The organism is Leifsonia sp. Root112D2 (genome assembly GCF_001424905.1).
In the GTDB taxonomy this organism is placed as follows: domain Bacteria; phylum Actinomycetota; class Actinomycetes; order Actinomycetales; family Microbacteriaceae; genus Root112D2.
The window spans coordinates 2,037,895-2,061,980 of record NZ_LMCU01000001.1 but is presented as its reverse complement, the minus strand read 5'-3'; the positions used below and the strand labels follow the sequence as shown (position 1 = coordinate 2,061,980).

Here is a 24,086-nt window from a genome sequence, read left to right as displayed (position 1 = left end):
GTCGAACGGACCGTCACGAGCGTCGGGGAGCAGGTCGCGAACTCCCAGATTTTGCTCGTATTCTTGAGGTTCAAGCCTAATCGCTCAAGGCCCGCCCATTTTCGATACGAACGGGAGACATCCGTGCAGGTGACCCGGTGGTCGTGACCGACGAACTCGCCTCTCGGTATGGCCGCAGCCGCACCCGTTCCCGCCGCGATCGCTGGTGGATCGCGGGCGTCGCGCTCGCGTTCGTGGCGGTGTTCACCGCGTGGGTCGTCTGGGCCGGACTGGATGATGGTGCGGGCTCGCTCGAGGCCACGGATACCGCGCACACCATCGTTGATGCGCACACCGTGAGTGTGAGTTTCAGCATCAACGTGGCACCGGGAACCCCGGTGAATTGTGCTCTCGAGGCCATGAATGAGACGTTCACCATCGTGGGCTGGAAGGTGTTCTCGTATCCGGCGACGACACAGCGCGTCACCGCGCACACGGAGACGCTGAGAACCACCGAATTGAGCAACTCGGGATTGATTTACCGCTGCTGGCTGGCCTAAGCTATTGCGATACGCCCTGACGGACACGTCGGGGCGTCGCCTTTATCCCCGTCGTGCGCCACTGGCGCGAAGGAGTTCAGCATGTCTCAGGATACCCAGGTCAGCTTCCTGACCCGCGATGCATTCGACCGTCTCACGGAAGAGCTGGAACGACTGAGCACGGCCGGACGAGACGATATCGCCAAGAAGATCGAGGAGGCCCGCGAAGAGGGTGACCTCAAGGAGAACGGCGGCTACCACGCAGCCAAGGACGAGCAGGGCAAGATCGAGGCCCGCATCGTGCAGCTCACTCAGTTGCTGCGTACCGCAACGGTCAGCGAGGCACCCACGAGCCGTGGCATTGTCGAGCCCGGAACCCTGGTCACCGCAACGATCGCCGGCGACACCTCGACCTTCCTCATCGGCAACCGCGAGATCGCCGGCGACAGCGACCTGAAGGTCTACAGCGAGCAGAGCCCCCTCGGCGAAGCGATCCTGGGCCTCAAGCAGGGCGCGAAGACCAGCTACCTCGCGCCCAACGGCAAAGAGATAGCCGTGAAGGTCGACAAGGTCGAGACCTACTCGTAGTCGAAGATCGGGTCGTATCCGGCATCGCGCAGCGCTTGCACGACCTGTCGGCTGTGGTCGGTGCCGCGCGTCTCGATGCTCAGTTCGAGTTCTACCTGGCTGAGTTGGAAGCCGCGACCGAAGCGGGTGTGCAGCACCTCGACGACGTTCGCGTTCGCATCCGCAACCAGAGTCGAGATGCGCGCAAGTTCACCCGGGCGGTCAGGCAGCAGGATGCGCAGCTTGAGGTAGCGGTCTGAAGCCACCAGCCCGTGGCTGATGACGCGCTGCATGAGCAGCGGGTCGATGTTGCCTCCTGAGAGGATGGCGACGGTCGCGCCGTTCGCGCGCACCTTTCCCGCAAGAATCGCGGCGACGGCAACGGCCCCGGCCGGTTCGACCACGAGCTTTGCGCGCTCGAGGAGCACCAACAGCGCGCGCGCGATGTCGTCCTCGCTGACCGTGACGATCTCGTCGACCTCATTCTTGATGATGTCGAACGTGAGCTCGCCCGGCCTGCCGACCGCTATGCCGTCGGCGATCGTCGGATGCACGGTGACATCGACGGGATGCCCCGCGGCGAGCGAGGGCAGGAAGGGCGCGGCGTTCTCGGCCTGCACGCCGATGACCCGCACGACGCGGCCGTCTCGGGCTGCGCTCTGCTTGACGGCACGTGCCACCCCGGCGATGAGTCCGCCGCCGCCGATGGGCACGATGATGGTCTGCATCGCCTGAACCTGGTCGAGGATCTCGAGGCCGAGTGTGCCCTGGCCGGTGATGATGTCGATGTGGTCGAACGGAGGAATGAGAACCGCGCCGGTTTCTTCGGCGAAGGCGGCCGCAGCGCGCAGCGGCTCCTCGACGGTGCTGCCGCCGAGCACGACATCCGCCCCATAGTTGCGTGTTGCCTGCAGCTTGGGCAGCGCTACGCCGAGGGGCGTGAAGATGGTGGCCTTGATTCCCAGTTCACGGGCGGCAAATGCGACGCCCTGGGCGTGATTGCCCGCCGAGGCCGCGACCACGCCACGCGAGCGCTCCTCGGCGCTCAGCTGCGCCATGCGGTTGTATGCGCCGCGAATCTTGTACGAACCGGTGCGCTGCAGGTTCTCGCACTTGAGAAAGACGGGTGCGCCGAGAACCTCGCTCAGAAAACGCGAACTCTCCATGGGAGTAACGTCGGCCACACGGGAAACGATGGTGCGCGCGGCCTCGATCTCGGTGAGGCTGGGCCCCACCACCGGCTTGTCGGATTTCTGAATCGTATTCGCCACCCGCTCAGTTTATGGTCGCAAATATGCCGCTGCGGTTATGCGTCATGCCGAACATCACTTGTGCGGCATCCGACCGGGTCGCGGAACCGTCTGCCACAGTTGTGGGTTCCTGGCGTCATAGGCTCCGACCGGATGCGCACGCCACTCGCCGCTGGAGATGTAGCTCACCATCACGTTGAGCACGGCCGCAAGCGGCACCGCGAAGAGTGCCCCGGGAATTCCGGCGAGCATCGACCCCGCCGCCACGACCAGCACCACCGCGAGGGGATGCACCTTGACCGCCGAGCCCATGATGAGCGGCTGTAGGATGTGCCCCTCGATCTGCTGAACGAGAAGCACGACGCCGAGCATGATGAGTGCGGCGACCCAGCCGTTGTAGATGAGCGCGATGAAGACAGCCAGCGCGCCGGTCAGCACGGCACCCACGACCGGGATGAACGAGCCGAGGAACACCAGCACGGCGATCGGTATCACCAGCGGCAGCTGAAGGAAGAAGGCACCGAGGCCGATGCCTATCGCGTCGATGGAGGCCACGAGTATCTGCACCTTCACGAAGCTGCGCAGCGTGTTCCACCCGGCCTGGCCGGCCCCATCGATGGCGGCACGAGCCCTCCGGGGGAAGATGCGCACGATCCACATCCAGATCGCCCGACCGTCGATGAGGATGAACAGCGTGGCGAAGAGGGCTATCAGCAGACCTGCAAGCACGTGGCCGAGCGTCGATCCGATGGAAAGCGCACCCGAGATGAGCACTTGACTGTCCTGCTGCAGCGCCTTGCCCAGGTCGGCCAGATACTGCTCGATCTGACCCTGGCTCAGCCCCAGTGGCCCCGTGGTGAGCCAGCTACGAAAGTCGTCATAGGCCGTCATGCTCTGCTCTTTGAGGTGGCCGTATTCCGACCGGATCTGAAAGATCGCGAGATACAGCAGGCCTGCGACGACGACCAGCATGACCAGCATGCTGACGGTGATGGCCAGCCAGCGCGGCCACCGATGCCTGCGCAGCATCTCTACCAGGGGCACCAGCAGCGCCGCGACGAGCACGGCGACAAAAACGGGAATAACGATCAGACGCAATTGAATGATCAGGTAGACGAAGACCGCCAGCACCGCGCCTATCACCAGCAGCCGCCACGACCACGCACCGGCAATACGCATGCCCGGCGGCACCGCACGTTCAACTGATGATTCAGCGGATGTCACGTCGTGTCCGCGCCGGAAGAAATGACGGCGCCCGCGGTCGGAAGTCCCCTGCGCAGTCTTCTCGTTGCTCCCCATCGGCTCAGTCTATGGTGGTCGGTCTGGGCGTCACAGGTGCGACCGTGACCGGAACGCCACCCAGTTCCACGTGCACACGCTCGCCGACCACGGGGGTGTGCCGTGCACTGTGTTGCACCATAAGGGGCGTGCCATCCTCAAGCTTCACGCGGGTCCGACGCATCGAACCCAGAAAACTGGAAAGCACGACCGTCGCCGCGATCCCCTCGGTGGCGAACTCGATGTTCTCGGGGCGCAGAAAGACGTGCACGGGCCCGACGCCGGCATCCGCCCTCGCCAGCGGCAGTTCGCGCCCCAGCACGCTCACCCTTCCCGCCGCAGATGTTCCCTGCACACGGTTGCTCAGACCGATGAACTCCGCGACGAATGCGGTGGCCGGCGCGCTGTAGAGCTCCTGCGGCGTGCCGATCTGCTCGATGCTGCCGGCGCGCATCACCGCAACGCGGTCGGCGACCGCGAGGGCCTCCTCCTGGTCGTGCGTGACGAACAGGGTGGTGATTCCGAGTTCGCTCTGGATGCGCCGAATCTCGTCGCGAAGCTGCACCCGCACCTTCGCGTCGAGCGCTGAGAGCGGTTCATCGAGCAGCAGCACCCGCGGGCGCGTCACGAGCGCCCGGGCGAGCGCGACGCGCTGCTGCTGGCCGCCACTGAGCTGGTGCGCGAAACGGTCGCCGAAGCCGTCAAGCCCCACCATGGCAAGCGCTTCGGCGGAACGCGCGCGGCGGTCGGACGCCGCGACCCGACGCATCCGAAGCCCAAATTCCACATTCTGTGCCGCGGTCAGGTGCGGAAAGAGCGAGTACGCCTGAAAGACCATGCCCAGGTCGCGCCTGTTCGCGGGCTGTCGAGTCACGTCTCGGCCGTCGATGGTGATGGTGCCGGAATCCACGTCTTCGAGGCCCGCGACCGCCCGCAAGGCGGTGGTCTTGCCGCAGCCGGATGGGCCCAGCAGGGCGACGAACTCGCCGGGTCGCACATCGAGGCTCAACTCGTGCAGCGCACGTTGGCCCGCGTAGCTCTTGACGATGGCGCGCAGGGCGACATCCGCACCGGTCTCGGTCATTGTCGGGCCTTCTTTCTGGGAACTCTGCGCTCATGCGCCGCGCCGTCTACCGCGCCGACCCTTCCGAGCAGCAGCAAGAGTATGAAGACGAAGGCGAGGGCCATCAGCGCGAAGATCACCGCAACGTACGGGTCGCTCTTGGAGACAACGAGCAGTGCGGTCTGCAGATTCTGTCGGCTCAGCAGGGAGGCGATAGTGAATTCTCCGAGTACGACGGCGACCGAGATGAACGACGCAGCAAGGATGCCCCGGCGCAGGTTGGGCAGAATCGCGCGCCGCAACACGGTGGGCCAGTTCGCGCCAAGCGAGCGGGCAGCCTCGGCGAGCGTGTTCACGTCGACCGCGCCGAGATTGGCCTGCAGGGTGCGATAGGCAAACGGCAGCACGGTGATGCCGTACGCGAAGGCCAACGTCCAGACCGAGCTGCCGAAGACGCGAGCCACCACGGCGTAGACCGGTGCGAGCCCCACAACAAGCACTATCGCTGGCACGGTAATGGGCACGATGCAAACGAACTCGAGCACGCGTCTCAGCGCCGAAAACCGCAATTGCACCAGGATCATGGTGGGAAGCAGCAGAAAGAGCACGATGGCGACGGTGACCATCGCCAACACGATCGAATTGCCGAGACCGGTGAAGACCGAACCGTAGCGCGCCACGGCGTCGGGTGCGAACAGCGCGGCCCAGTGGGCAAAAGTGTGTCCGCCGGAGAGCCCGTCGCGCAGCGTGAACTCCCCCATCGAGACAATCGGAACAGCAAAGAGTGCCCCGATCAGGCCAAGAATGATCCAGCGGGCCACCGGCGACGGCGCGATGCCCGCTCGCGACCCGCTCACCGCTGCCACCGGGAGGTGCGGCGCTGCAGCAGGGTGTACGCACCCATGACAATCACCATCACGACGATCATGCCCACGGCGAGGGCACCGGCCACGTTGGAACGGCCGAGCATGGTCTCGCTCACGAGCGCGCCGCGAATCTGCAGCGGCACGATCTGGGAGCCCTGGCTGATCAGCGCCGCCGCCGTTGCATATGCCGAGAAGGCATTGGCGAACAGCAGCAGCAGGCTGCCGAAAAAGGCCGGGGCGAGCACGGGCCCGCCCACACGCATCCAGTACGTGAGTCGGCTGCCGCCGAGGGTGGCGTTGGCCTCGGCCCATTGCGGTTTCAAGCCGTCGATAGCAGGCAGAAAGGTGATCACCATGAGCGGCACCTGAAAGTAGATGTACGGCAGAATCAGTCCCGGCAGTTGGTACAGCCACACTCCGTCAGAGAAGATGTCGATGCCGAGGAGTTGCTTGAGCGAAACCGTGACGAGCCCCTGGATGCCGATAGTCGCGATGAACGCGAACGCCAGCATCACGCCACCGAACTGGGCGAGCACGCTCGAGGCCGATTCGATCATGAGCCGCAGAGTGCCGCCGACCCTGGTGCCTATCAGTGCGTAACAGATGAGGGCGCCGACGACGGCGCCGACCACAGAGGTGAGCGCGGAAATCCAGAAGGAACTGGCAAAGGTCTTCAGAACAACCGCATCACCGAGGACAGCGATGTTGTCAAAGGTGAACCGCCCCGACGCGTCGAAGAATCCGGTCGCCAGGGCGAGCACGGTGGGCAACGCGAGAAAGAGCACCACGTAGAAGGCGAACGGCATCAAACCCAGGTAGGCACCGAGCCGCCTGCGCTGTCGCACCTTCGGGGCGAGCACGCCCCCCGAGCGCCGATGAGAGTGTTGCTCTGCGGCGTCCGAGGGGCGCGGTGGCGCGTCAAGCGCGGTCATGGCAGAGCCATGACCGCGCTTGACGAGTGATGCGAGTTAGCCAATGGCCGCGGCCCATTTCGCCGCAAGAAGCGTATTGGCGGCGTCGGTCTGAGCCTGCGTGGGCGTCACCAGGTCCTTCGGCAGTTCGCCGACGGTCGCCAGCGCCTTCGAGTCAACCTTCTTCGATGCCTCAAGCGCCTGCAACGTCACCGGGTACGCGCCGGCCGCTAGGTACAGGTTCTGCACCTCGGGGCTGAACACGAACTCTTCCCAGAGGCGGGCCGCCGCCGGGTGCGGGGCATCCGCGTTGATCGCCTGGTTGTAGTAGCTCGTGTATGCCGTGCCGGGCAGCGTGGTCACCTTCCACCCGTCGACCGTGGATGCCGCGGCCAGATTGTTGTAGCTCCAGTCGAAGACGACGCCGGTCTCACCCGAGGCGATGGTGGCGGGGGTGGGGTCGACAGTCAGAAAGTTGCCGGCCTTGTTCAGCTTGCCGAAGAAGTCGATGCCCGGCTGAAAGTCGTCGAGCTTGCCGCCGTTCTGCACGGTGGCAAGACCGACCGCCGCGAACGCCGCACCGACCTGGGTGGGGTCACCGTTGATGGCGACGGCGCCCTTGTATTTCGATCCGAGCAGATCATCGAGGCTCGTGGGCGCCGGGTACTTCTTCGAGTTGTAGCCGATGGACATGCTGCCCGTGTAGTCGTTGACCCAGAGGCCCGTCGACTCCTTATTGGCCTCGGGGATGTCACTCCAGTTCGCCACCTTGTATGGTGCAAACTTCGCGGTGTTGGCGAGCGCGACGGCGCCGCCCAGGTCGAAGACGTCGGGCGCGGTGTCCTGGCCCTTGTTGTCGTCGGCGGCCTTGACCTCGTCGGCACTGGATCCATCGGGATTGGCCGAGTTCACCGTGATGCCGTACTTGTCCGTGAACGCGGCGATGATCTTGCCGTAGTTGGCCCAGTTCTCGGGAAGGGCGATCACGTTCAGCGCGCCCTCCTTCTTGGCTGCCGCAACGAGCTTGTCGACGCCGCCGAAGGCCTCCGCACTGCTGGCGGTCTTCGCGTTGACACCGGCGGTGTCAGCCGCTGCGGGGCCGGATGCGCAGCCGCTGAGGGCGAAGGCCGCGAGGGACGCGACGGCGATGGTCGCGGCCACAGAACGCATTCTGAACACTGTTCCTCCATGAAAGACCGCAGACCGGCCGCCCGCGCTGTGAGCGGGCAGTGGGGTACCGGAAGTGACGGTCATCGGAAGGCTACGGATGTGCCGCGACCGTCGAGCGGCGTTCCGGTAGCCGGAGCATGAACAGGCGGCGTACGGATGAAAGTCGGTGGCTGCGGCTAGTGTCGATTGCGATGGTTGAGACGATATCGGGGGCGCTCGCACGCAGGGTGGCGCTGGCAGCGCAGGGCTTCGGCAGGCCGCATCCTCCCGCCGTCGGCACCCGACAATTGAACGCGCTCGTGCATCGCCTCAATCTCTTGCAAATCGACTCGGTCAATGTGTTCGAGCGCAGCCATTATCTGCCCGCCTTCGCGCGCCTCGGCGCCTACGACAAGGGCGCGCTCGACGCTCTGACGTTCACCGGAGGCGGCCGCTACATCGAATACTGGGCCCATGTCGCGGCGCTCATACCGGTGGAGACGTGGCCGCTCATGCGCTGGAAGATGGACTACTACCGACACGAACTGATGAACGGGCGCGATACCTGGGCGCGCTCCAATGCACCGATGCTCGATTGGCTACGGGCCGAGCTCGCCGACAAGGGTCCCCTCGCCGCGAGCGAGATCGAACACGACGCGAACAAGCGGCGCGGGCCGTGGTGGGGCTGGTCCGACGTGAAGATCGGCCTTGAGACGCTCTTCTACTGGGGCGAGGTGACCACCGCCGGGCGCAACCGCTTCGAACGCCGCTACGCCCTGGCCGAGCAGATTCTGCCCGCCGAGATTCTCAACCGAGAGGTGTCCGAGGCGGATGCCGTGCGCGAGTTGCTGCGCCGCTCGGCCCGCGCGCACGGCATCGGAACGCTCGGCGATCTTGCCGACTATTACCGCATCAAGAAGGCACCGGCCCTCGCGGCCATCCGCGAACTGCACGACGCCGGCGAACTCATTCCGGTGACCGTGCGCGGCTGGGAGAAGAACGGCAAGCCGATTCCGGCGTGGCTGCATCCGGATGCGCGGCTGCCGCGGCGCATCGAGGCAACCGCGCTGCTCTCGCCGTTCGACCCCGTGGTGTGGGAACGCGACCGGGCCTTGCGCATGTTCGACTTTCACTATCGCATCGAGATCTACACACCGCAGCCCAAACGCGTCTTCGGCTATTACGTGCTGCCGCTGCTCATCGACGATCGCGTCGTGGGCCGTGTGGATCTCAAGAGCGACAGGCAGGCCGGCGTGCTGCGCGTGCAGGCAGTCTGGGCAGAACCGGGCGCGCCAGCCGAGACGGCGGAGCGACTCGCGGCGCTGCTGCGCACGACCGCGGCCTGGCAGGGCCTTGGCGAGGTCACCGTCGCCGACCGCGGCACGCTCGCACCCGCGCTGCGCGCGCAGTTCGGTCGCTGAGCCTTAAAAGCTGCCGCCCATTTTCTGGAGACGGGCGATGCGGTCGGGGATCGGCGGGTGGGTGCTGAACAGGCGCCCCATCAGGCTCGGCTTCAACGGATTCGAAATCCACAGGTGCGACATCGACGAGTTCTGGCGTTTCATCGGCTGCCCGTACTCGGCGAGTTTTGCCAGCGCCCGCTCGAGGCCCTCCGGATGCCGCGTTGTCATCGCACTCGTCGCATCCGCCAGATACTCGCGCTGGCGTGAGACGGCCAGCTGGACCATCGAGGCCACCAGCGGCGCGACGATCATGGCTGCGAGCCCGAAGACGAGAATGATCGGGTTTCCCCCGCCACCGCCGCCATTGTTGTTGTTGTTGCGACCGCCGCTGAGGCCACCGAAGAACGCCATGCGCAGAAAGATATCCGCGATGAAGCCGATGGCAACGACCAGGCCGAAAACGATCATCGAGACCCGAATGTCATAGTTGCGCACATGCCCGAGCTCATGCGCCATGACACCCTCGAGTTCGGCGTCGTCCATGATGTCGAGCAGGCCCGTGGTGGCGGCAACCACGGCGTGCTGCGGGTCGCGACCCGTGGCGAACGCGTTGGGCGCGGGATCGTTGACGATGTAGACCTTGGGCATGGGGGTACCCGTCGTGATCGACAGGTTCTCGACCACGTTCCACAGCCGCGGGTTGTCGGCCTTCTGTATCTCGACGCCACCCGACATGGCGACGGCCTGCGAACTCGCGAAGTAGTACTGCACCCATGCGTAGAGAACCGCGATCACCAGAACGGTGATGAAGATTCCATATCCGCCGCCACCGTATGCGAGGTTCGCCAGCCAGGCGAGCAGCCCGATGAAGATCAGGAAGAAGATGATGATGAAGACGGTGTTGCGCTTATTGCGCGCAATGGCCCTGTACATCGGCGCCTGATGCTAAAACTGCACGCGCGGCGGCTCTGCGATGGCAGCCAGGTCGGCCACCTCGAAGAACTCCCGCTCGGTGAAGCCCAGGCGCTTGGCGAACACATTGTTCGGGAACACCTTGATCTTCGTGTTGAGCTCACGCACACCGCCGTTGTAGAAGCGGCGCGCCGCCTGAATCTTGTCTTCGGTGTCGACGAGATCGCTCTGCAGGCGCAGGAAGTTCTGGCTTGCCTGCAACTGCGGATACGCCTCGGCAACGGCGAAGATGCTCTTCAGCGCGCTCTGCATGTGGTTTTCAGCGACGGATGCGTCTGCCGGCCCCTGCGCGGAAATCGTCTCAGCCCGCGCCTTGGTGACGGCCTCGAAAACGCCCTTCTCGTGCGCCGCGTACCCCTTGACGGTCTCGATCAGGTTGGGAATCAGATCTGCGCGCCGCTTGAGTTGCACCGTGATGTCACTCCACGCCTCGTCGACGCGAACGTTGAGCGTGACGAGGGAATTGTAGGTAGCCCACAGGTAGATTCCGATGATCGCCACAATGACGACAACGATGATGACCGGGACGAGCCATTCCATGGAGAACTCCTTGGTTGCAAAGTACGCGCAGATTACTGTGACCTCAATACTATCGACGCGATACCGCGCTCCCACCGGGTTCCCACCACACTCAAAGCAACTACCCTGCGCCGACGTGCGCAGTAGGCTCGAAAACATGAGCGATGCGGGAGCACCGACGCCGCCCCGACGGCGAGGTCGGCCTCGGGCTGCGAATCGCACGCCCGAGGCATCCGGTCGATCGAAGATCGTGAAAGCAGCCGCCGATGAGTTCGCCGAGCACGGCTACGACGCAAGCTCGTTGCGCGCGATAGCACGCAGAGCCGATGTGGATGCGGCGCTCGTGCACCACTATTTCGGCGACAAGGCCGAGCTCTTCGCCGAGGTCATGGCCGCTCCAATGCGCCCGGACAAACTACTCGAGGGTGTGCTTGCCGGCCCGCCTGAGGCTATCGGTGCGAACCTCGTGCGTTTCTTGCTTGAGCAGCTCGACTCCCCCAAGGCACAGACCCGCATTGTGGCCTTGCTGCGTGCGGCGCTCGGCACCGGGCCCGCCCGACGAATGTTCAAGGAGTTCCTGGTGCGCGAGGTCTTTCTTCGCCTCGCGCAGGCGGCCGGGGGCGAGGACGCCGAACTGCGCGCCACCCTTGCCGCTTCCCAGATCGTCGGTCTCATGGTCGTGCGATTCGCGTTGAAAGTGGAGCCGCTCGCGAGCGCGCCGGTCGATGAGGTCGTGCGGAGGGTGGGGCCCGTCATCCAGTGGCATCTGACCGGTTTCGGCCTGACGGATCACCCGACCCTTGACACGACCGGTGTCACAAGCGAATAATTCATCACATGATGAATAAATCGGATGTCGTCGTCGAAACACGCGGGCTCCGTGTGCGCCGAGGGCGTCGCCCCGTGCTTGACGGGCTGAACCTGACGGTGCCGCGCGGCCAGGTCGTCGGGCTGCTGGGGCCGAGCGGATGCGGCAAATCCACACTCATGCGCTCCATCGTGGGAGTGCAGAGGGTGACGGGCGGAACCGTTACGGTGTTGGGGCAGCCGGCCGGCATCCGCTCGCTGCGACACCGCGTCGGCTACGTGACCCAGTCGCCGAGCGTCTACGATGACCTCACGGTGCGGCAGAACCTCTCCTATTTTCGCCGTGTGCTCGGCGCCCCGAAGAGCGATATCGACCGAGTGATCGCCGAAACAGACCTGGGCACCGTTGCCGGCAGCCTGGCGGGCGAGCTCTCGGGCGGGCAGCGCAGCCGGGTCTCTCTCGCCGTCGCCCTGCTCGGCACACCCGAACTGCTCGTGCTCGACGAGCCCACCGTGGGGCTCGATCCCGTGCTACGCGTGGAACTCTGGGATCTCTTCGCCGCGCTGGCTGCCGCCGGTGCGAGCCTGCTCGTCTCCAGCCATGTGATGGACGAGGCGACCCGCTGTGATCGCCTGCTGCTGATGCGCGAGGGCGAGATTCTCGCCGACGCGACGCCCGCTGGACTGCTGGAAGAGACCGGTGCGACGGATGCCGAAGGCGCGTTCCTGAAGCTGATAGCCCGGCATCCGCGGCACGCAACACAAGCGGGTGCCGAATGAACGCCGGGCGCACCCTGGCCACCGCCGGCCGAGTGCTGAGCCAGGTACGACACGATCCCCGCACGCTCGCGTTACTCGTGGTGGTGCCGAGCCTGCTGATCGGTCTTATCGCCTGGATCTTCACCGACACCCCGGTCTTCGGCACGATCGGGCCCGCGATGCTGGCGCTGTTTCCCTTTATCGTGATGTTCCTGGTCACGAGCATCACAACCCTGCGCGAGCGCCGCACCGGAACCCTTGAACGGCTGCTCTCTATGCCGCTCGGCAAAGCCGATTTCATACTCGGCTACACGCTGGCCTTCGCCGTGCTCGCCATTGCGCAATCGGCGGTGGCCGTGGGCTTCGCCGTGTGGGTGTGCGGTCTGACGATCAACGGCTCAGTCTGGCTGCTGCTTGCGGTGGCCGTCGTCGACGCCGTGCTGGGCACCACGATGGGTCTGCTGGCGAGTGCATTCGCCCGCACCGAGTTTCAGGTGGTGCAGTTCATGCCGGCCCTCGTCTTTCCACAGATTCTGCTCGGCGGCATCTTTCTCCCGCGTGATTCCCTACCGGATGCCCTGCACATCATCAGCGACTGGCTGCCGCTCTCCCACGCCATCGACGCGCTCAACGCCGTGGCGACCGACTCGCACGACGCGGCCTGGATCGGCGGGCAGCTGTTGATCATCGGTGCCTTCGCAGTGGGCGCCATCGCACTTGGTTCGATCACCCTGAACCGGCGCACACCCTGAATTCCTTAGAGGGCCTACGACGTAAAACCGCCGCCTCCCGTGGTCGGACGGGAGACGGCGGAATCCTTGAGCGACGCGCCGAGCGTCAGGGGCAGCCCCAGTAGCCTTCGATGAGAACCAGGGTGGCGCCGGGACACGGCCCGCACGGGTCGTTGGACGGGCGTGTGTGAGAGACACCGGGCGCGTAGTAGGCGGTGGATGCCGAGTGGGTGACAGCACGAGGCGCCGAGGACGATGAACTCGAGGACGAGCCCGCCGCGGAGCCCGCTGTCGAACTCGCGGACGCGCGAGCGTTCGTGTATTCCTGAGCCGCGACGGCGGCCGCGTGGGCCGCTGCCGCCGCGGCGAGTCGCGCGTCCTCGGCCTTCTGCCAGGCCGTAACCGAGTCGGTGACGGCCTTCTCGTTCTCGCGCAGCGACATGACCGCGCTCGTCACCTGGTAGGCCGAGGAGTTCGCGAGCGTTGCCGTCACGGTGGAAATACCCGCACTCAGCGTGGCGCGTCCCTGCGCCGCGGCCTTGCCCGCGCTCGAAGCCAGGATGCCCGCCGCCCGGCCGAGCTCAGCTGTCGCGGTGTCTCGTGCCGCGCTCAGTGCCCCGGCGGCGACAGCGCCGCGCAGCGACGCGACACTCGCGCGATGACTGGCGTCGATGTGCGAAACCGCCTGGCTGCGTACGGACTGCTGCTGCGCGACGACCTGCGTGGAAATGGCACCGGTGGTGCCCGCTATCACGAGAGACGCGACGACGGCTCCCCCGGCCAGCTTGGTGGCGGCTTTCGCGAAACGCGAGAGCGGGGGGCTCGTGCTGAGGCGGTTCATCATCATCGGAACTCTCTGCTAGATGAGTAATTCTCAGTAACTTCACAGCTTTGAGGGGCGTCAGCAATGTTCTCAGCGCACTGCGGCGCCGTCAATACCCACGTTCGCGAAAAAGTGACACTTCTTCGGGGGACAAGCGAAAAGGCGACCCCGTGAATTATCGGGCCGAAAGCACGCTTTGCAGCCAGCGATAGGACATTTTCGGGGTACGCGTCTGGGTGCGGAGGTCAAGGTGCACGAGACCGAAGCGCTGACTGTAGCCGGCCGCCCATTCGAAGTTGTCCAGCAGCGACCACACGGTGTAACCGCGCAGATCAACACCCGAGGCGACACCACCCGGCGCCGTCGCCTCGAGGGCTGCAACGAGATGGTCGCCGAGATATTCGATGCGCGCACGGTCGGTGATGGATCCGTCTGCGGCAGCGGCATCCGGATAGCTCGCGCCCCCCTCGGTGATGATGACCGGAGGCAGCGCGTCGCCGTACCGCTCCCCCAGCTCGCGCAATGCCACGCCCAGGTAGTCGGGCGCGACGGGCCAGCCGAAGCCGGTCGTGGCGAATTCGGGCCAGCCGACCAGGTGAAACGGCAGGGCGCTCATGGCCGCGGATTCGCCGTCGGGCGAATTCACGCCGCCGGAGCCTGCCGCGACGCGCGACGGGAAGTAGTAGTTGAGCCCATAGAAGTCGAGCGGCGCGGATATGGTGCGCAGATCATCCGGCTCGATCTCGGCAAGCGCAGCGAAGAGATCGACGAACGGTTCGGGCGGCTCGGGGTAGTGACCCAGCAGAACCGGATCGGCAAAGATGCGGTTGTGCACCGTATCGAACAGCGCGGCAAAGGCGGCATCCTGCTCGTTATCGGATGCCGGCTCGACCGGCGAGTGAACGTTGGTGATGCCAATGCGGCCGGCAACCCCGACGTCCCGCAGCGCCTGCACCGCGAGACCATGCCCGAGCAGCTGGTGGTGCGCGCTGGGAAGCGCATCGAACAGCAGCGTGGCCCCGGGCGCGTGCACACCGAGCGCATAGCCGTTGAGCGTCACCGTGGCCGGCTCGTTGATGGTCACCCAGGAGTCGATGCGATCGCCGAATGCCTCGGCACACAGATACACATACTCGGCAAAGCGGTAGGCGGTGTCCCTGTTCAACCAGCCGCCTGTGAGCTCGGCTGGCGTATCCCAGTGATACAGCGTGGCCATGGGGCGGATGCCGGCGGCAAGCAACTCATCGAGCAGGCGATCGTAGAACGCCACCCCCTCGCGATTCGTGCCGCCACGACCGCCCGGCTGCACCCGCGGCCACGAGATCGAGAAGCGGTACGTGTCGACCCCGAGCTCGCGCAGCAGCCGCACGTCTTCGCGGTAGCGGTGATAATGGTCGGTGGCGACACTCGCATCCGAGCCGTCAAGAATGCGACCGGGCTGCGCCGTGAACTCGTCCCAGACGGATGCTCCGCGCCCGCCCTCCCGAACGGCCCCCTCGATCTGGAATGCGGCCGTCGCCGCTCCCACACTGAAGCCCTCGGGCAAGAACGCTGCGAGTTCCTCGGGCCGATGCCTCCACTGGCTGTCGCGCGCACTCATGCCCCGAGCACCCGCTCGAGGTATGGGTTCGCGAAGCGCCGCTCGGGGTCGAGCCTGTCGCGCACGGCGACGAAGTCGTCGAAACGCGGGTAGGCGGCACGCAGCGACACTGCGTCACGGTAGTGCATCTTGCCCCAGTGCGGCCTGCCGTCGTGCGCCATCATGATCTCCTCGACCGCGTGAAAATAGTCCCCGGGATTCTCCCGAAAGTAGCGGTGCACCGCGATGTAGCCGCTGGGCCGAGAATACGCGGTCGACAGCCAGTTCTCGTCCGCTGCAGCGGAGCGCACCTCCACCGGGAAGGAGATGCGCCAGCCACGCGTGGAGATGAGCGCCTTCACCGCGCGCAAGGCGTCGGGCACCGCTTCACGAGGCAGCGCGTACTCCATCTCCCGAAAGCGCACGGTGCGGTTGGTGACGAACACGCGATGGGAGGCATCCGAAAATTCGCGGTTGCCTGTCAGCCTCTGTGCCAGCCGGTTGAACGGCGGCACGATGCCGGGCGCGACAACGCCGAGGCTGCACACGCCCCGATACAGGCCGTTGGCGAGAAGCTCGTCGTCCACCCAGCGACCGACGGCCCCGAGGGGCTGCCGGGGCGCATCGCCGGCAAGACGCGTGTTGGTCTTCGTGAGCGCCGTCTCGGTGTGTGGAAACCAGTAGAACTCGAAGTGGTCCTCGGCCGCCGAACGGTGCAGATAGCTGTCGATGACCGCCTCAAGCGGCTCGGGTCTCTCCACGGCGTGCAGCACGAACGCGGGCACGCACTGCAGCGTCAGCTCCACCAGGATGCCCAGGGCACCCAACCCCAGGCGCACGGCCGGTAGAAGCTCGGCGTTCTCGCTCTCGCTGACCCGCAGCAGTTCGCCGGATGCCGTCACCAACGTCGCCCCGACAATCTGCGTCGCGAGACCGCCGAACGAACCGCCCGTGCCGTGGGTGCCGGTCGACGTCGCCCCGGCGATGCTCTGCCTGTCGATGTCGCCCATGTTCTCCAGGGCCAGACCGTACGGCCGCAACAACGCCGGAAGCGCAAAGAGCCGCGTGCCCGCGGCCAGGGTGACGCGTCGCCGCGGCGCATCAACGGCGATGAGTCCGCTCAGGCCGTCGAGATCGAGCAGCACACCCGGGGCAACGGCAATGCCCGTGAAACTGTGCCCGGCACCGACCGCCTTGATGCTGAGGCCCTGCGCGGCCGCCGCCAACACGGCCCGCTGCACCGCGCCGACGCTCGTGGGTCGTTCGACGCGTCGCGGCCGAACCTTCTCGCTGCGCCCCCAGTTGCGCCACACTCCCCCGGTTGCCGTCACAGGAACGCCATCCCCTCCCCGCGATAGGTCGGCAGCACATCCACGATGACATCGCCGTCGACCAGGTGGAACTCGTTGACATGTTCGCTGAGCTCACCCGACTTCGTGTGCCGAAGCCAGACACGATCGCCCACGCGCATGCTGACAGCGGATGCCCCGCTCACGGGAGTCTGCACCTCGCCGGCCATCTCGCGCGCCGACATCTCCAGACCCTCGGGCCAGACGATGCGCGGCAGCCGGTCGTCGGCCGCCGGTCCGGATGCCACCCAGCCGCCACCGAGAATCGTCGCCATCTCGGGGGTCGGCTTGCGCACGACAGACAGCGCGAAGGCCGTGGCCGGCGCTGGCCGAAAGCTCTGGTAGTTGTCGAAGAGGTGCCCGCCGAACAGCCCGCTGCCCGCCGCGATCTCGGTGACGGAGTCGTCGCTCGCCGTGAATTCGAGCGAACCCGTTCCGCCGCCGTTGACGAACTCAAGGTCGACGAGTTCGCGCACGGCCGCGACGGCCGCACCGCGGCGTTCCGCCAGTTCTGCCTTGGACTTCTTCTGCATCCAGCGCAGCGTCGCACCCCAGGCCGCGCGGCCGGCAGGCTGGTCCCCCTGGCCGGCGATCTGCGCCTCGTAGCCCATCATTCCGACGAGGCTGAATCCCGACCGGGTCGCGATGCGGGCCGCGAGCGCGCGGGCATCCGCAGCGCTGAAGATCGGGGAGCGCCACACGCCGATGTGGCCGAGCGGCCCGCCGTTCCACGACGCGTCGAGCTCGAGGCAGATGCGAATCGACTCGCGCTGTGCCGGCGCTATCACTGCGTCAATGAAGTCCAGCTGGGCGACGGAGTCGACCATGAGGGTCACCCGCGCGGCCAGTTCTGCCGAGTGCGCGAGACGCAGAATCGCCGCACGATCCGCCGTCGGGTAGCCAACCACGACATCCTCGATCGCCGCATGCTCGTCGTCCCCTTCGGCAAGCCACAACGCCTCGGGCAGCGTGTACGCGAGCACGCCGTGGTAGCCGGGCAGCGCGAGCACGGCATCCAGCACGCTGCGCACACGCACCGATTTCGATGCCACCCGAATCGGCTTGCCTGCCGCACGCAGCAGCATGTCGTGGGTGTTGTGCCGCAATGCGTCCAGGTGCAGCGCGGCCACCGGCGACTCGATCGAGGCGAGGGCTCGGCTGAGCGTCGGCCAGTATCGCTCGGGATGCTCCCAGATGCGCCACGAGGCGTCCGGCTTTTTCGACAGATCCAGCACGGTCATCGCACTCCTTTCACGCGGGCGACGGCGAGCGCCCCCGCGAATGCAAAGACGCCCGCCATGATGAACAGGCCGGTGAAGCCGCTGAGCCAGACGACCACGAGCGCTCCGAGCAGCGGGGCGATGGCCTGCGGAACGGCCGTCGCGATGTTCATGATTCCCAGGTCCTTGCCCCGGGATGCGGGGTCGGGAAGCACCTGGGTGGCCAGGGCCTGGTCGACGGAGAGAAAGCATCCGTACCCGAGGCCGAGGATGCCAGCGGCGACCATGGCGACGGAGAACTCCGGCACGAACGCCAGCATCAGGGCCGCGATGCCCTGCAGCGCCGAGGCCACGAAGACGAAGACCTTACGTCGCCCGAGCCGATCGCTCCATCGCCCGGTTCCGAGGGCCGCGAGAATCACGAACACCATATAGATGAGCGTGAGCATCAAGAGGCCGTCCTGCGCGTCCTTCAGTTTCAGGCCGAATTCGAGAAAGTAGAGCAGCATCGTCGTGCCGAAGGCGTTGCCGAAGTTCACCAGAACCCGGCCCAGCAGCGTCCAGCCGAAATCCGGGTAGGCCTTCGGGCTGATCCAGAAGCCCTCCAGGATGCCGCGGGCCGTCATCTTCTCGCGGCTCTCGCGAACCGCGGGCGCGAGCACGGCATCCGGCAGGAAGAGAAAAGGCAGCACGAGCACGAGCAGCAGAACCGCGATGATCAGATTGGCCAGTGACTGGCCGAGTACCGTCTCAAGCGCCTGGTCGGTGAAGATGAGCGTGATCAGCAGGATGCCGAGGATGGTGCCGATCGCCTGCGGAGCCGAAAGCCAGCCCGAAACGTAGCCGCGCTGGCCGACGGGCACCTGGTCGCTGATGGTCGCGGTCAACGCTGCCGTGAGCATGCAAAACCCGATGATGACGATGCACCACACGATGCCGATGCCGAGCAGGGTGGTCTGCAGCCCGAGCAACAACAGGGCGAGCGCGAACACCACGGTGCCGGCGGCTATCCACGGTCGACGCCGACCGAACCGGCTCGTGGTGCGATCGGAGAGCGCGCCCGTGAGGGGGTATGCCACTATCGCGCACACGCCCGAGATGCCCGAGACGATGCCGAAGGCCATGACGTTCTGCACCCAGTCGTCGGTGTGCAGCCGCGCCTGAATCTGCAGGGGCAGCAGCAACTGAATGGGGGTGAGCTGCGCCATCCAGATGCCGAGCCATGCCGCCGCGAAGAACGCGATCCAGCGCCCGGTGACGTTGCGGGTCGGCTCGGCGAAGACGGCGGCCGGTTGCGTTGTGGTCATGCCCTGCTCGCATTCGTGGGTTCGGTTATGCGTTGTGCCGGTGCGCCGGATTCCGGGACTGACGTCGGGTGCGGGTCGGCAAAGGCCGCCATCGCATCCGCGGCAAAGTCCATGATTTCTGCGGCAGCCTCGTCATCGCGATTGACCAGCCATGCCATCGTGAGTCCATCGGTGAGCGAGACGAGCAGCACCGCGAGCTCGGCGACGGGGCGTCTCCAGCCCTGGCCGCTCTGCTCGGATGCGACGGCGAGCGCGTGCGAAGCCATCGCGTAGTAGCTGGCGTATTGCCGGCGCGCGAGTCGTTGCATCCCGGCGGAGCGCATGGCGTAGTGAGTCAGCTCGAACATGGCAGTCTCGCGCAGCGGGTCGGCCCGCAGCGCCTCGAAGTAATACTGCAGCCCGCCGCGGATGGCTTCACGCAGTCCGATCGCTTCGCTCGGGTTTTCGAGAGCGGGGGCTATCGAACGCTCTTCCTGCGCAATGACGTGTTCAACGAGTTCGACCATGAGCTGGTCGCGGGAGTCGAAGGCATAGTGAAAGCTCGCCAGCGACATGCCGGCCTCCGCCACGATTGCCCGGGTCGTCGCGGCCGAGACGCCGTGCTCGGCGACCACGCGCATGGCTGCGCCCACCAGCGCTTCGCGCCGTGCCTCTGCCCGCATGCGGGTCATGGCGCGATCCGAAGCGCCCTGAACGGTGCTGGCTGCTGCATCGGCACGACGTCTCCCGCTCGACTCTGGGCAAGAAGTGAATCTGTGAGTGGGACAGATGACCCACTTGTCAGTATGCCGTAAATGCGGGATGTCTGGTTGACATCCGTTCGGGGGTCGTCTGGGATAGAACGCAGAGTGCACCGTTCAGCTTCGCGTTCACGTTCGCGTCCAGGAGAAATTCGATCCGTCCGGCCATCGATGCCGGCTGGACTCTTTGTGGGCGCCGCCGTGCTGGCGGTCGTGTTGTCTCTGGCCGTCGGCGCACCCACGGCTCGGGCTGACGAGCCTGTCGCGTCGGCGCCCCCGGCCACTACGGCGACGACAGATGCGGCGGCGGAGAATGCAGCCACAACAGCCACTCCCGCACCAACGCCCAGTGACGACCCCGCCCGCACGACGACTCCCACCATCACGTCGCCGAACCCGGATGAACTGATCACCACCGGCAGCACATCGGTCAGGGGTTCCCGCGATGCGGCAAACGAGATCCAGGTATTTCCGCCAAACAGCACCGAGCCCGCCTGCATCGTTCCGCCATCGTCGAGTACCGCCTGGGGGTGTGCATCCGTTCCCCTCGTGAGCGGGCCGCAACAGAGCATCCGGGTCATAGCCAGGAACGTCATCAGTAACGCGACCGAGACGGCATCCGTCACGGTGTCGGCACTCACCCCACCGATCATCACGGGTCCATCGCCGAGCAACGGAATGGTCAGCGGCAACGGCGCCTACCCGGATGCGACGGTGACGGTCACCGCAGGCGCCGCCGCCTCGTGCACGGTTCAGGCCAATGCCACGGGTGTGTGGGCATGTTTTCTGACCCAAAGCGACGGCACCGGCCTCCCGAGCGACAGCTACACCGTGAGCGCAAGCCAGACCGCGTCGTTCGCGTCGTCGCCCTCCGAGAAGAGCGCAACCGCCCAGATCGTCATCGATTCGACGCCCCCCGCGGCACCGGTGATCACCTCGCCCCGCAACGGCACACACTCGGTTGCAGCGCCGCGCGTGACCTTCTCGGGCACGGGCGAAGACGGCGCCACCGTGAACATCGACAGCGTCACGAAAAAACCTCCGTTCAGCAGTAGCAGCATCTGCGAGGCGACGGTGAAGAGCGGCCACTGGAGTTGCACCGGCAAGGGACTGCCTGCGGGATCCTATGACGTCACCGCGCTGCAGATCGATGCCGTCGGAAACCCCAGTCGAGCCAGCGCCATCACTCTCTCGTTCACGGCGGCGACCACGCCGCCGAAATCTCCGACGCAGCCGCCCAGCCACGCTCCCGGCACTCACGCTCCGGGCAGTGTCGCGCCGCCGTCGCAGGTAGCACCGGCGCCGGACCCAAGCCATACGGCCACCCCAGCACCGACTCCGACGCCCACGCCCGGGGTCATTCCCCCGAACGGCGGAGAGTTCGACGGTCCGAACGCCGAGTGGCTGGCGACGACTCCGTATACCTCCACGAGCCCGCCGACAATCGCGCCGGATGCCTTTCCCGGCTGGCTGCGCGCCCTGCTGCTCGCCGTCGTAGCGTTGCTGCTGCTCGCCCTCCCTGCCCGTCTGCTCGCCGGAGCGCTGTCGCGCTCACGCGTACGAAACGGCATGCGAGCACGCTCGGGCATCTTCGGAAGAAATCGATCGTCCGCCGAGCTGCCGTCCGTGGTCGGCACTTCTGCGGCTCCGCGCTGGCTTGTCGGAGCCACCGTTCTTGTGGCCACGGCCGCCCTGGTCACCCTCTCCAGTTCCGCGAGCAACCAACCCGCCTACCTGCGGTTGCTGGCCGCCGTCGCCATGGCCGTTGTCGTGGTCAACGCCGTGTGGGCCTTGATCGGAATGCTGGGTGCGGGTCATCTGGGTGCAGGCGCGGCATCCGTCGTTATTGCGCCGCGTGCGCTGTTTCTCGTCGCGCTTACCGCCCTGCTCTCTCGGTTCACACAGCTGAGCCCTGCGCTGTTGTTCGGGCTGGTGCTCGGCGTGGCCGTCAGCGAATCGGCAACGACCATCGCACGCGGCCGCCTTGCAGCAACCCAGTTGGCGGGCCTCTCGGCAATCGGCCTGATCGCCTGGATGCTCACGGCCATGCTCCCTGCCGTGACGAACCCGGTTGCCGGATTCGCGGCCGAGGTCACGAATGCGGTGGCGATCATCTCGATCGGATCCGCCGCGGTCTCCCTGGTTCCGATCGGCAGACTTGCCGGCCGTGCGATCTTCGCCTGGTCACGACCGGTGTGGCTCGGCCTCAGCCTCGTGATAGGAACGGTGTTCTTCGCGCTTCTCGTGCCGGTCGACGCGCTCTGGCGTTCCGGTGGCGGCGGCCTTCTGCTCGTCGGCGCCGGCGTCGGCTTCGCCGGCGTGAGCCTGGCTGCGTGGCTCTGGATGCGCTACATCGAGCCCGCCCGCTGATCAGTCTCCCGCGAACTCAGCCAGCGACCGTGGTCTCGCGTGCACACAATGCACACAACGTGAGTCAACGCACACAACGACCACTATGGCGCACAAGCGAGACACGACGATGAGCCGTGCCGCACGATAGGTGATCACTTGCACTGAAAGACAGAGAGGTCTTCGCATGAGTGATCACGCTCCCCGCCGCGCCGATGTGGCATCAAACGATGCCGAGGACGCCGCACGTATCGAAATCTCCGAGCTGACCAAGAGGTTCCTCACCCCGAAAGGCGAGCCCTTCACCGCCATTCGCGACGTGACGCTCACGGTCGAACCCGGGCAGTTCTGCGCGATAGTCGGGCCAACCGGCTGTGGCAAGTCCACGACCCTCGCCCAGGTCTCCGGCCTCGAGCGCCCGAGCGGCGGCTCGGTACGGGTCGGCGGCCAGCTCGTCGACGGCGTCACCGACGGCGTCAGTTACATGTTCCAGGCGGATGCGTTGTTCCCGTGGAAGACCGTGCTGGCGAACGTCATGATCGGGCCGACGCTGCTGGGCACGCCGAAACGTGAAGCCACCGAGCTCGCGCTGGACTGGCTGCGCCGAGTGGGCCTGGCCGGCTTCGAAGACCGATACCCTCACCAGCTCTCCGGGGGCATGCGCAAGCGCGTCGCGATGGCGGCGGCGCTGATCAACAACCCACGCGTGCTGCTCATGGACGAGCCGTTCGGAGCTCTCGACGTGCAGACCAAGGCGATCATGCAGACCGAGCTCCTCCAGCTGTGGGAACAATTGCGGCCATCGGTGCTCTTCATCACCCACGACCTGGATGAGGCGGTAGCGCTCTCCGACCGGGTAGTCATCATGACCAGCAGTCCCGGCACGGTGAAGAACGTGTTCGACATCGATCTGCCTCGACCGCGCGGCGACGTCCAGGAGATCCGCCATGAGAAGCGCTTCCTCGAGATTCAGGGACAGATCTGGGCATCGCTCAAGGAAGAAGTGACCAGAGCATACGAGCAAACGACAGGAATCGCAGCATGACCATGGCAACGATAAACGTGAACGGGGCGTACGCGGTTCCTCAAGAGACCGAACTGCGGGCGACGGCACGACGCGCCCGCAGCCGACGCACCACCTGGATCTGGATCGGCCGCGCCCTCGTGATCGTATTCGTGGTCGGCGGATGGCAGCTGTGCACCGCGATCGGCTGGGTCGACAAGTTCTTTTACGGCCAGCCGTCGGGCATCTGGAACAGCCTCATCAAACTCTTCACTGTCGGCACCGCATTCGGCTCCATTTGGGAGAACCTGGGGTACACCGTGCAGGAGGCGTTCTACGGATTCATACTCGGCACGGCCGCCGGCATCATCTTCGGCATCCTGCTCGGCTCGAACCGGTATCTGGCGTTGGTGTTCGGGCCGTATATCAAGGTCGTCAACTCGATCCCCCGCATCCTGCTCGGCGCGATCTTCGTCGTGGCCTTCGGCCTCGGCATCTTCCCGAAGGTGCTGCTGGCCGCGGTGCTGGTCTTCTTCGTGGTCTTCTTCAATGCCTTCCAGGGCGTGCGCGAGGTCGACCAGAACCTGGTCGCGAACGTGCGGGTGCTCGGCGCCTCACCGCTGCAGGTGGCCCGCCACGTCACCATCCCGTCGGCGATGACGTGGATCATCGCCAGCATGCACACGGCGTTCGGCTTCGCCATCATCGGCGCCCTGGTGGCCGAGGTGCTCGGCGCCCAGCACGGCATCGGCCTCATCATCACCCAGGCTTCCGGAAACTTCGACCCGGATACGGTCTTCGCCTGCATGGCGATCATCGCCGTGGTCACACTCGTTGCCGAATACCTCATCACCCTGCTGGAGCGCGTTCTGCTGCGCTGGAGGCCCCCGAACCGGATGGAGATCCAGGGGATCTGACCACTC

23 protein-coding genes are annotated in these 24,086 nt (G+C 65.9%); 9 read left to right on the top strand and 14 right to left on the bottom strand.

The features are described from left to right. Nucleotides 1-143 precede the first annotated feature (143 nt). Together ASC63_RS09580 and greA are read left to right on the top strand one after the other, a co-directional pair. Nucleotides 144-539: a DUF4307 domain-containing protein gene (locus ASC63_RS09580; RefSeq protein ID WP_235492076.1), complete on the top strand. Its 396-nt coding sequence runs from the start codon at nt 144-146 to the stop codon at nt 537-539. A gap of 81 nt (nt 540-620) precedes the next feature. Next, nucleotides 621-1,106, top strand: coding sequence for a transcription elongation factor GreA (gene greA, locus ASC63_RS09575; protein ID WP_055812423.1), 486 nt, complete (start codon nt 621-623; stop codon nt 1,104-1,106). Here greA and ilvA read toward each other — a convergent pair. The 6 genes from ilvA to ASC63_RS09545 are packed head-to-tail and all read right to left on the bottom strand — an operon-like array spanning nt 1,097 to nt 7,623. Next, nucleotides 1,097-2,356 carry a threonine ammonia-lyase gene (ilvA, locus tag ASC63_RS09570; RefSeq protein ID WP_055812421.1) on the bottom strand — a complete coding sequence of 420 codons (1,260 nt, stop codon included), beginning with the start codon at nt 2,354-2,356 and terminating at the stop codon, nt 1,097-1,099. The two genes, greA and ilvA, sit on opposite strands and share 10 nt — an antisense overlap. 54 nt (nt 2,357-2,410) lie before the next feature. Next, nucleotides 2,411-3,634 carry an AI-2E family transporter gene (locus ASC63_RS09565; RefSeq protein ID WP_055812420.1) on the bottom strand — a complete coding sequence of 408 codons (1,224 nt, stop codon included), beginning with the start codon at nt 3,632-3,634 and terminating at the stop codon, nt 2,411-2,413. A gap of 4 nt (nt 3,635-3,638) precedes the next feature. Next, a complete protein-coding gene (locus ASC63_RS09560; protein WP_055812419.1) occupies nt 3,639-4,697 on the bottom strand; it encodes an ABC transporter ATP-binding protein in 1,059 nt (352 codons plus the stop codon). Continuing rightward, on the bottom strand, nt 4,694-5,533 hold the full coding sequence (locus ASC63_RS16510) for an ABC transporter permease (protein WP_055815270.1): 840 nt from the start codon (nt 5,531-5,533) through the stop codon (nt 4,694-4,696). Before ASC63_RS16510 ends, ASC63_RS09560 begins: the two co-directional genes overlap by 4 nt. Further along, complete coding sequence (locus tag ASC63_RS16505; RefSeq protein ID WP_442915056.1) at nt 5,530-6,474, bottom strand: ABC transporter permease; 945 nt, start codon at nt 6,472-6,474, stop codon at nt 5,530-5,532. Before ASC63_RS16505 ends, ASC63_RS16510 begins: the two co-directional genes overlap by 4 nt. 36 nt (nt 6,475-6,510) lie before the next feature. Next, the gene (locus ASC63_RS09545; RefSeq protein ID WP_200936831.1) at nt 6,511-7,623 is read right to left on the bottom strand and encodes an ABC transporter substrate-binding protein; all 1,113 of its coding nucleotides are present in this window, start codon (nt 7,621-7,623) and stop codon (nt 6,511-6,513) included. A gap of 191 nt (nt 7,624-7,814) precedes the next feature. Between ASC63_RS09545 and ASC63_RS09540 the strand changes: the two genes are divergently transcribed. Continuing rightward, the gene (locus tag ASC63_RS09540) at nt 7,815-9,023 is read left to right on the top strand and encodes a winged helix-turn-helix domain-containing protein (RefSeq protein WP_055815264.1); all 1,209 of its coding nucleotides are present in this window, start codon (nt 7,815-7,817) and stop codon (nt 9,021-9,023) included. 3 nt (nt 9,024-9,026) lie between these two features. On the opposite strand, the gene ASC63_RS09535 is transcribed toward ASC63_RS09540, so the two are convergent. Together ASC63_RS09535 and ASC63_RS09530 are read right to left on the bottom strand one after the other, a co-directional pair. Next, complete coding sequence (locus ASC63_RS09535; RefSeq protein ID WP_055812417.1) at nt 9,027-9,938, bottom strand: M48 family metallopeptidase; 912 nt, start codon at nt 9,936-9,938, stop codon at nt 9,027-9,029. A gap of 12 nt (nt 9,939-9,950) precedes the next feature. After that, nucleotides 9,951-10,517, bottom strand: a complete 567-nt coding sequence (locus tag ASC63_RS09530; protein WP_055812414.1) for a LemA family protein — start codon at nt 10,515-10,517, stop codon at nt 9,951-9,953. Nucleotides 10,518-10,653: 136 nt separating this feature from the next. Between ASC63_RS09530 and ASC63_RS09525 the strand changes: the two genes are divergently transcribed. The 3 genes from ASC63_RS09525 to ASC63_RS09515 are packed head-to-tail and all read left to right on the top strand — an operon-like array spanning nt 10,654 to nt 12,814. Beyond that, on the top strand, nt 10,654-11,325 hold the full coding sequence (locus ASC63_RS09525; protein ID WP_235492073.1) for a TetR/AcrR family transcriptional regulator: 672 nt from the start codon (nt 10,654-10,656) through the stop codon (nt 11,323-11,325). A gap of 8 nt (nt 11,326-11,333) precedes the next feature. Continuing rightward, a complete protein-coding gene (locus ASC63_RS09520; protein ID WP_055812411.1) occupies nt 11,334-12,083 on the top strand; it encodes an ABC transporter ATP-binding protein in 750 nt (249 codons plus the stop codon). Further along, on the top strand, nt 12,080-12,814 hold the full coding sequence (locus tag ASC63_RS09515) for an ABC transporter permease (protein ID WP_055812409.1): 735 nt from the start codon (nt 12,080-12,082) through the stop codon (nt 12,812-12,814). Before ASC63_RS09520 ends, ASC63_RS09515 begins: the two co-directional genes overlap by 4 nt. Nucleotides 12,815-12,899: 85 nt before the next feature. Here the strand turns inward: ASC63_RS09515 and ASC63_RS09510 are convergent, their stop codons facing one another. The 6 genes from ASC63_RS09510 to ASC63_RS09485 form a co-directional block, all read right to left on the bottom strand. Further along, complete coding sequence (locus ASC63_RS09510; RefSeq protein WP_055812395.1) at nt 12,900-13,640, bottom strand: hypothetical protein; 741 nt, start codon at nt 13,638-13,640, stop codon at nt 12,900-12,902. A 151-nt stretch (nt 13,641-13,791) separates the two neighbouring features. Beyond that, nucleotides 13,792-15,216, bottom strand: coding sequence for a GH1 family beta-glucosidase (locus ASC63_RS09505; RefSeq protein ID WP_055812394.1), 1,425 nt, complete (start codon nt 15,214-15,216; stop codon nt 13,792-13,794). Further along, the gene (locus ASC63_RS09500) at nt 15,213-16,526 is read right to left on the bottom strand and encodes a D-arabinono-1,4-lactone oxidase (protein WP_055812391.1); all 1,314 of its coding nucleotides are present in this window, start codon (nt 16,524-16,526) and stop codon (nt 15,213-15,215) included. The genes ASC63_RS09505 and ASC63_RS09500 overlap by 4 nt, the downstream gene beginning before the upstream one ends. Further along, on the bottom strand, nt 16,523-17,785 hold the full coding sequence (locus tag ASC63_RS09495; RefSeq protein ID WP_055812387.1) for an amino acid deaminase/aldolase: 1,263 nt from the start codon (nt 17,783-17,785) through the stop codon (nt 16,523-16,525). The genes ASC63_RS09500 and ASC63_RS09495 overlap by 4 nt, the downstream gene beginning before the upstream one ends. Beyond that, nucleotides 17,782-19,071 (bottom strand): MFS transporter, encoded by a 1,290-nt coding sequence (locus ASC63_RS09490; RefSeq protein WP_055812385.1) that lies wholly within the window; start codon nt 19,069-19,071, stop codon nt 17,782-17,784. Before ASC63_RS09490 ends, ASC63_RS09495 begins: the two co-directional genes overlap by 4 nt. After that, on the bottom strand, nt 19,068-19,742 hold the full coding sequence (locus tag ASC63_RS09485) for a TetR/AcrR family transcriptional regulator (protein ID WP_055812382.1): 675 nt from the start codon (nt 19,740-19,742) through the stop codon (nt 19,068-19,070). Before ASC63_RS09485 ends, ASC63_RS09490 begins: the two co-directional genes overlap by 4 nt. 240 nt (nt 19,743-19,982) lie before the next feature. Here ASC63_RS09485 and ASC63_RS09480 point away from each other — a divergent pair, with 240 nt between their 5' ends. The 3 genes from ASC63_RS09480 (at nt 19,983) to ASC63_RS09470 (ending at nt 24,080) form a co-directional block, all read left to right on the top strand. Continuing rightward, nucleotides 19,983-22,181 carry a hypothetical protein gene (locus tag ASC63_RS09480; protein ID WP_055812380.1) on the top strand — a complete coding sequence of 733 codons (2,199 nt, stop codon included), beginning with the start codon at nt 19,983-19,985 and terminating at the stop codon, nt 22,179-22,181. A gap of 166 nt (nt 22,182-22,347) precedes the next feature. Beyond that, on the top strand, nt 22,348-23,205 hold the full coding sequence (locus ASC63_RS09475; RefSeq protein WP_082487456.1) for an ABC transporter ATP-binding protein: 858 nt from the start codon (nt 22,348-22,350) through the stop codon (nt 23,203-23,205). Next, nucleotides 23,202-24,080 carry an ABC transporter permease gene (locus tag ASC63_RS09470; RefSeq protein ID WP_200936829.1) on the top strand — a complete coding sequence of 293 codons (879 nt, stop codon included), beginning with the start codon at nt 23,202-23,204 and terminating at the stop codon, nt 24,078-24,080. The genes ASC63_RS09475 and ASC63_RS09470 overlap by 4 nt, the downstream gene beginning before the upstream one ends. Nucleotides 24,081-24,086 lie beyond the last annotated feature (6 nt).

What these genes read in the sequence shown, in the direction of transcription:
- ASC63_RS09490 (WP_055812385.1), bottom strand. Translation starts at nt 19,071, where the DNA reads ATGACCACAACGCAACCGGCCGCCGTCTTCGCCGAGCCGACCCGCAAC.
- ASC63_RS16505 (WP_442915056.1), bottom strand. Translation starts at nt 6,474, where the DNA reads ATGACCGCGCTTGACGCGCCACCGCGCCCCTCGGACGCCGCAGAGCAA.
- ASC63_RS09565 (WP_055812420.1), bottom strand. Translation starts at nt 3,634, where the DNA reads ATGGGGAGCAACGAGAAGACTGCGCAGGGGACTTCCGACCGCGGGCGC.
- ASC63_RS09480 (WP_055812380.1), top strand. Translation starts at nt 19,983, where the DNA reads ATGCCGGCTGGACTCTTTGTGGGCGCCGCCGTGCTGGCGGTCGTGTTG.
- ASC63_RS09485 (WP_055812382.1), bottom strand. Translation starts at nt 19,742, where the DNA reads ATGACCCGCATGCGGGCAGAGGCACGGCGCGAAGCGCTGGTGGGCGCA.
- ASC63_RS09520 (WP_055812411.1), top strand. Translation starts at nt 11,334, where the DNA reads ATGATGAATAAATCGGATGTCGTCGTCGAAACACGCGGGCTCCGTGTG.
- ASC63_RS09525 (WP_235492073.1), top strand. Translation starts at nt 10,654, where the DNA reads ATGAGCGATGCGGGAGCACCGACGCCGCCCCGACGGCGAGGTCGGCCT.
- ASC63_RS09540 (WP_055815264.1), top strand. Translation starts at nt 7,815, where the DNA reads ATGGTTGAGACGATATCGGGGGCGCTCGCACGCAGGGTGGCGCTGGCA.
- ASC63_RS09475 (WP_082487456.1), top strand. Translation starts at nt 22,348, where the DNA reads ATGAGTGATCACGCTCCCCGCCGCGCCGATGTGGCATCAAACGATGCC.
- greA (WP_055812423.1), top strand. Translation starts at nt 621, where the DNA reads ATGTCTCAGGATACCCAGGTCAGCTTCCTGACCCGCGATGCATTCGAC.
- ASC63_RS09470 (WP_200936829.1), top strand. Translation starts at nt 23,202, where the DNA reads ATGACCATGGCAACGATAAACGTGAACGGGGCGTACGCGGTTCCTCAA.
- ASC63_RS09515 (WP_055812409.1), top strand. Translation starts at nt 12,080, where the DNA reads ATGAACGCCGGGCGCACCCTGGCCACCGCCGGCCGAGTGCTGAGCCAG.
- ASC63_RS09505 (WP_055812394.1), bottom strand. Translation starts at nt 15,216, where the DNA reads ATGAGTGCGCGCGACAGCCAGTGGAGGCATCGGCCCGAGGAACTCGCA.
- ASC63_RS09560 (WP_055812419.1), bottom strand. Translation starts at nt 4,697, where the DNA reads ATGACCGAGACCGGTGCGGATGTCGCCCTGCGCGCCATCGTCAAGAGC.
- ASC63_RS09545 (WP_200936831.1), bottom strand. Translation starts at nt 7,623, where the DNA reads ATGCGTTCTGTGGCCGCGACCATCGCCGTCGCGTCCCTCGCGGCCTTC.
- ASC63_RS09530 (WP_055812414.1), bottom strand. Translation starts at nt 10,517, where the DNA reads ATGGAATGGCTCGTCCCGGTCATCATCGTTGTCGTCATTGTGGCGATC.
- ASC63_RS09535 (WP_055812417.1), bottom strand. Translation starts at nt 9,938, where the DNA reads ATGTACAGGGCCATTGCGCGCAATAAGCGCAACACCGTCTTCATCATC.
- ASC63_RS09495 (WP_055812387.1), bottom strand. Translation starts at nt 17,785, where the DNA reads ATGACCGTGCTGGATCTGTCGAAAAAGCCGGACGCCTCGTGGCGCATC.
- ASC63_RS09510 (WP_055812395.1), bottom strand. Translation starts at nt 13,640, where the DNA reads ATGATGATGAACCGCCTCAGCACGAGCCCCCCGCTCTCGCGTTTCGCG.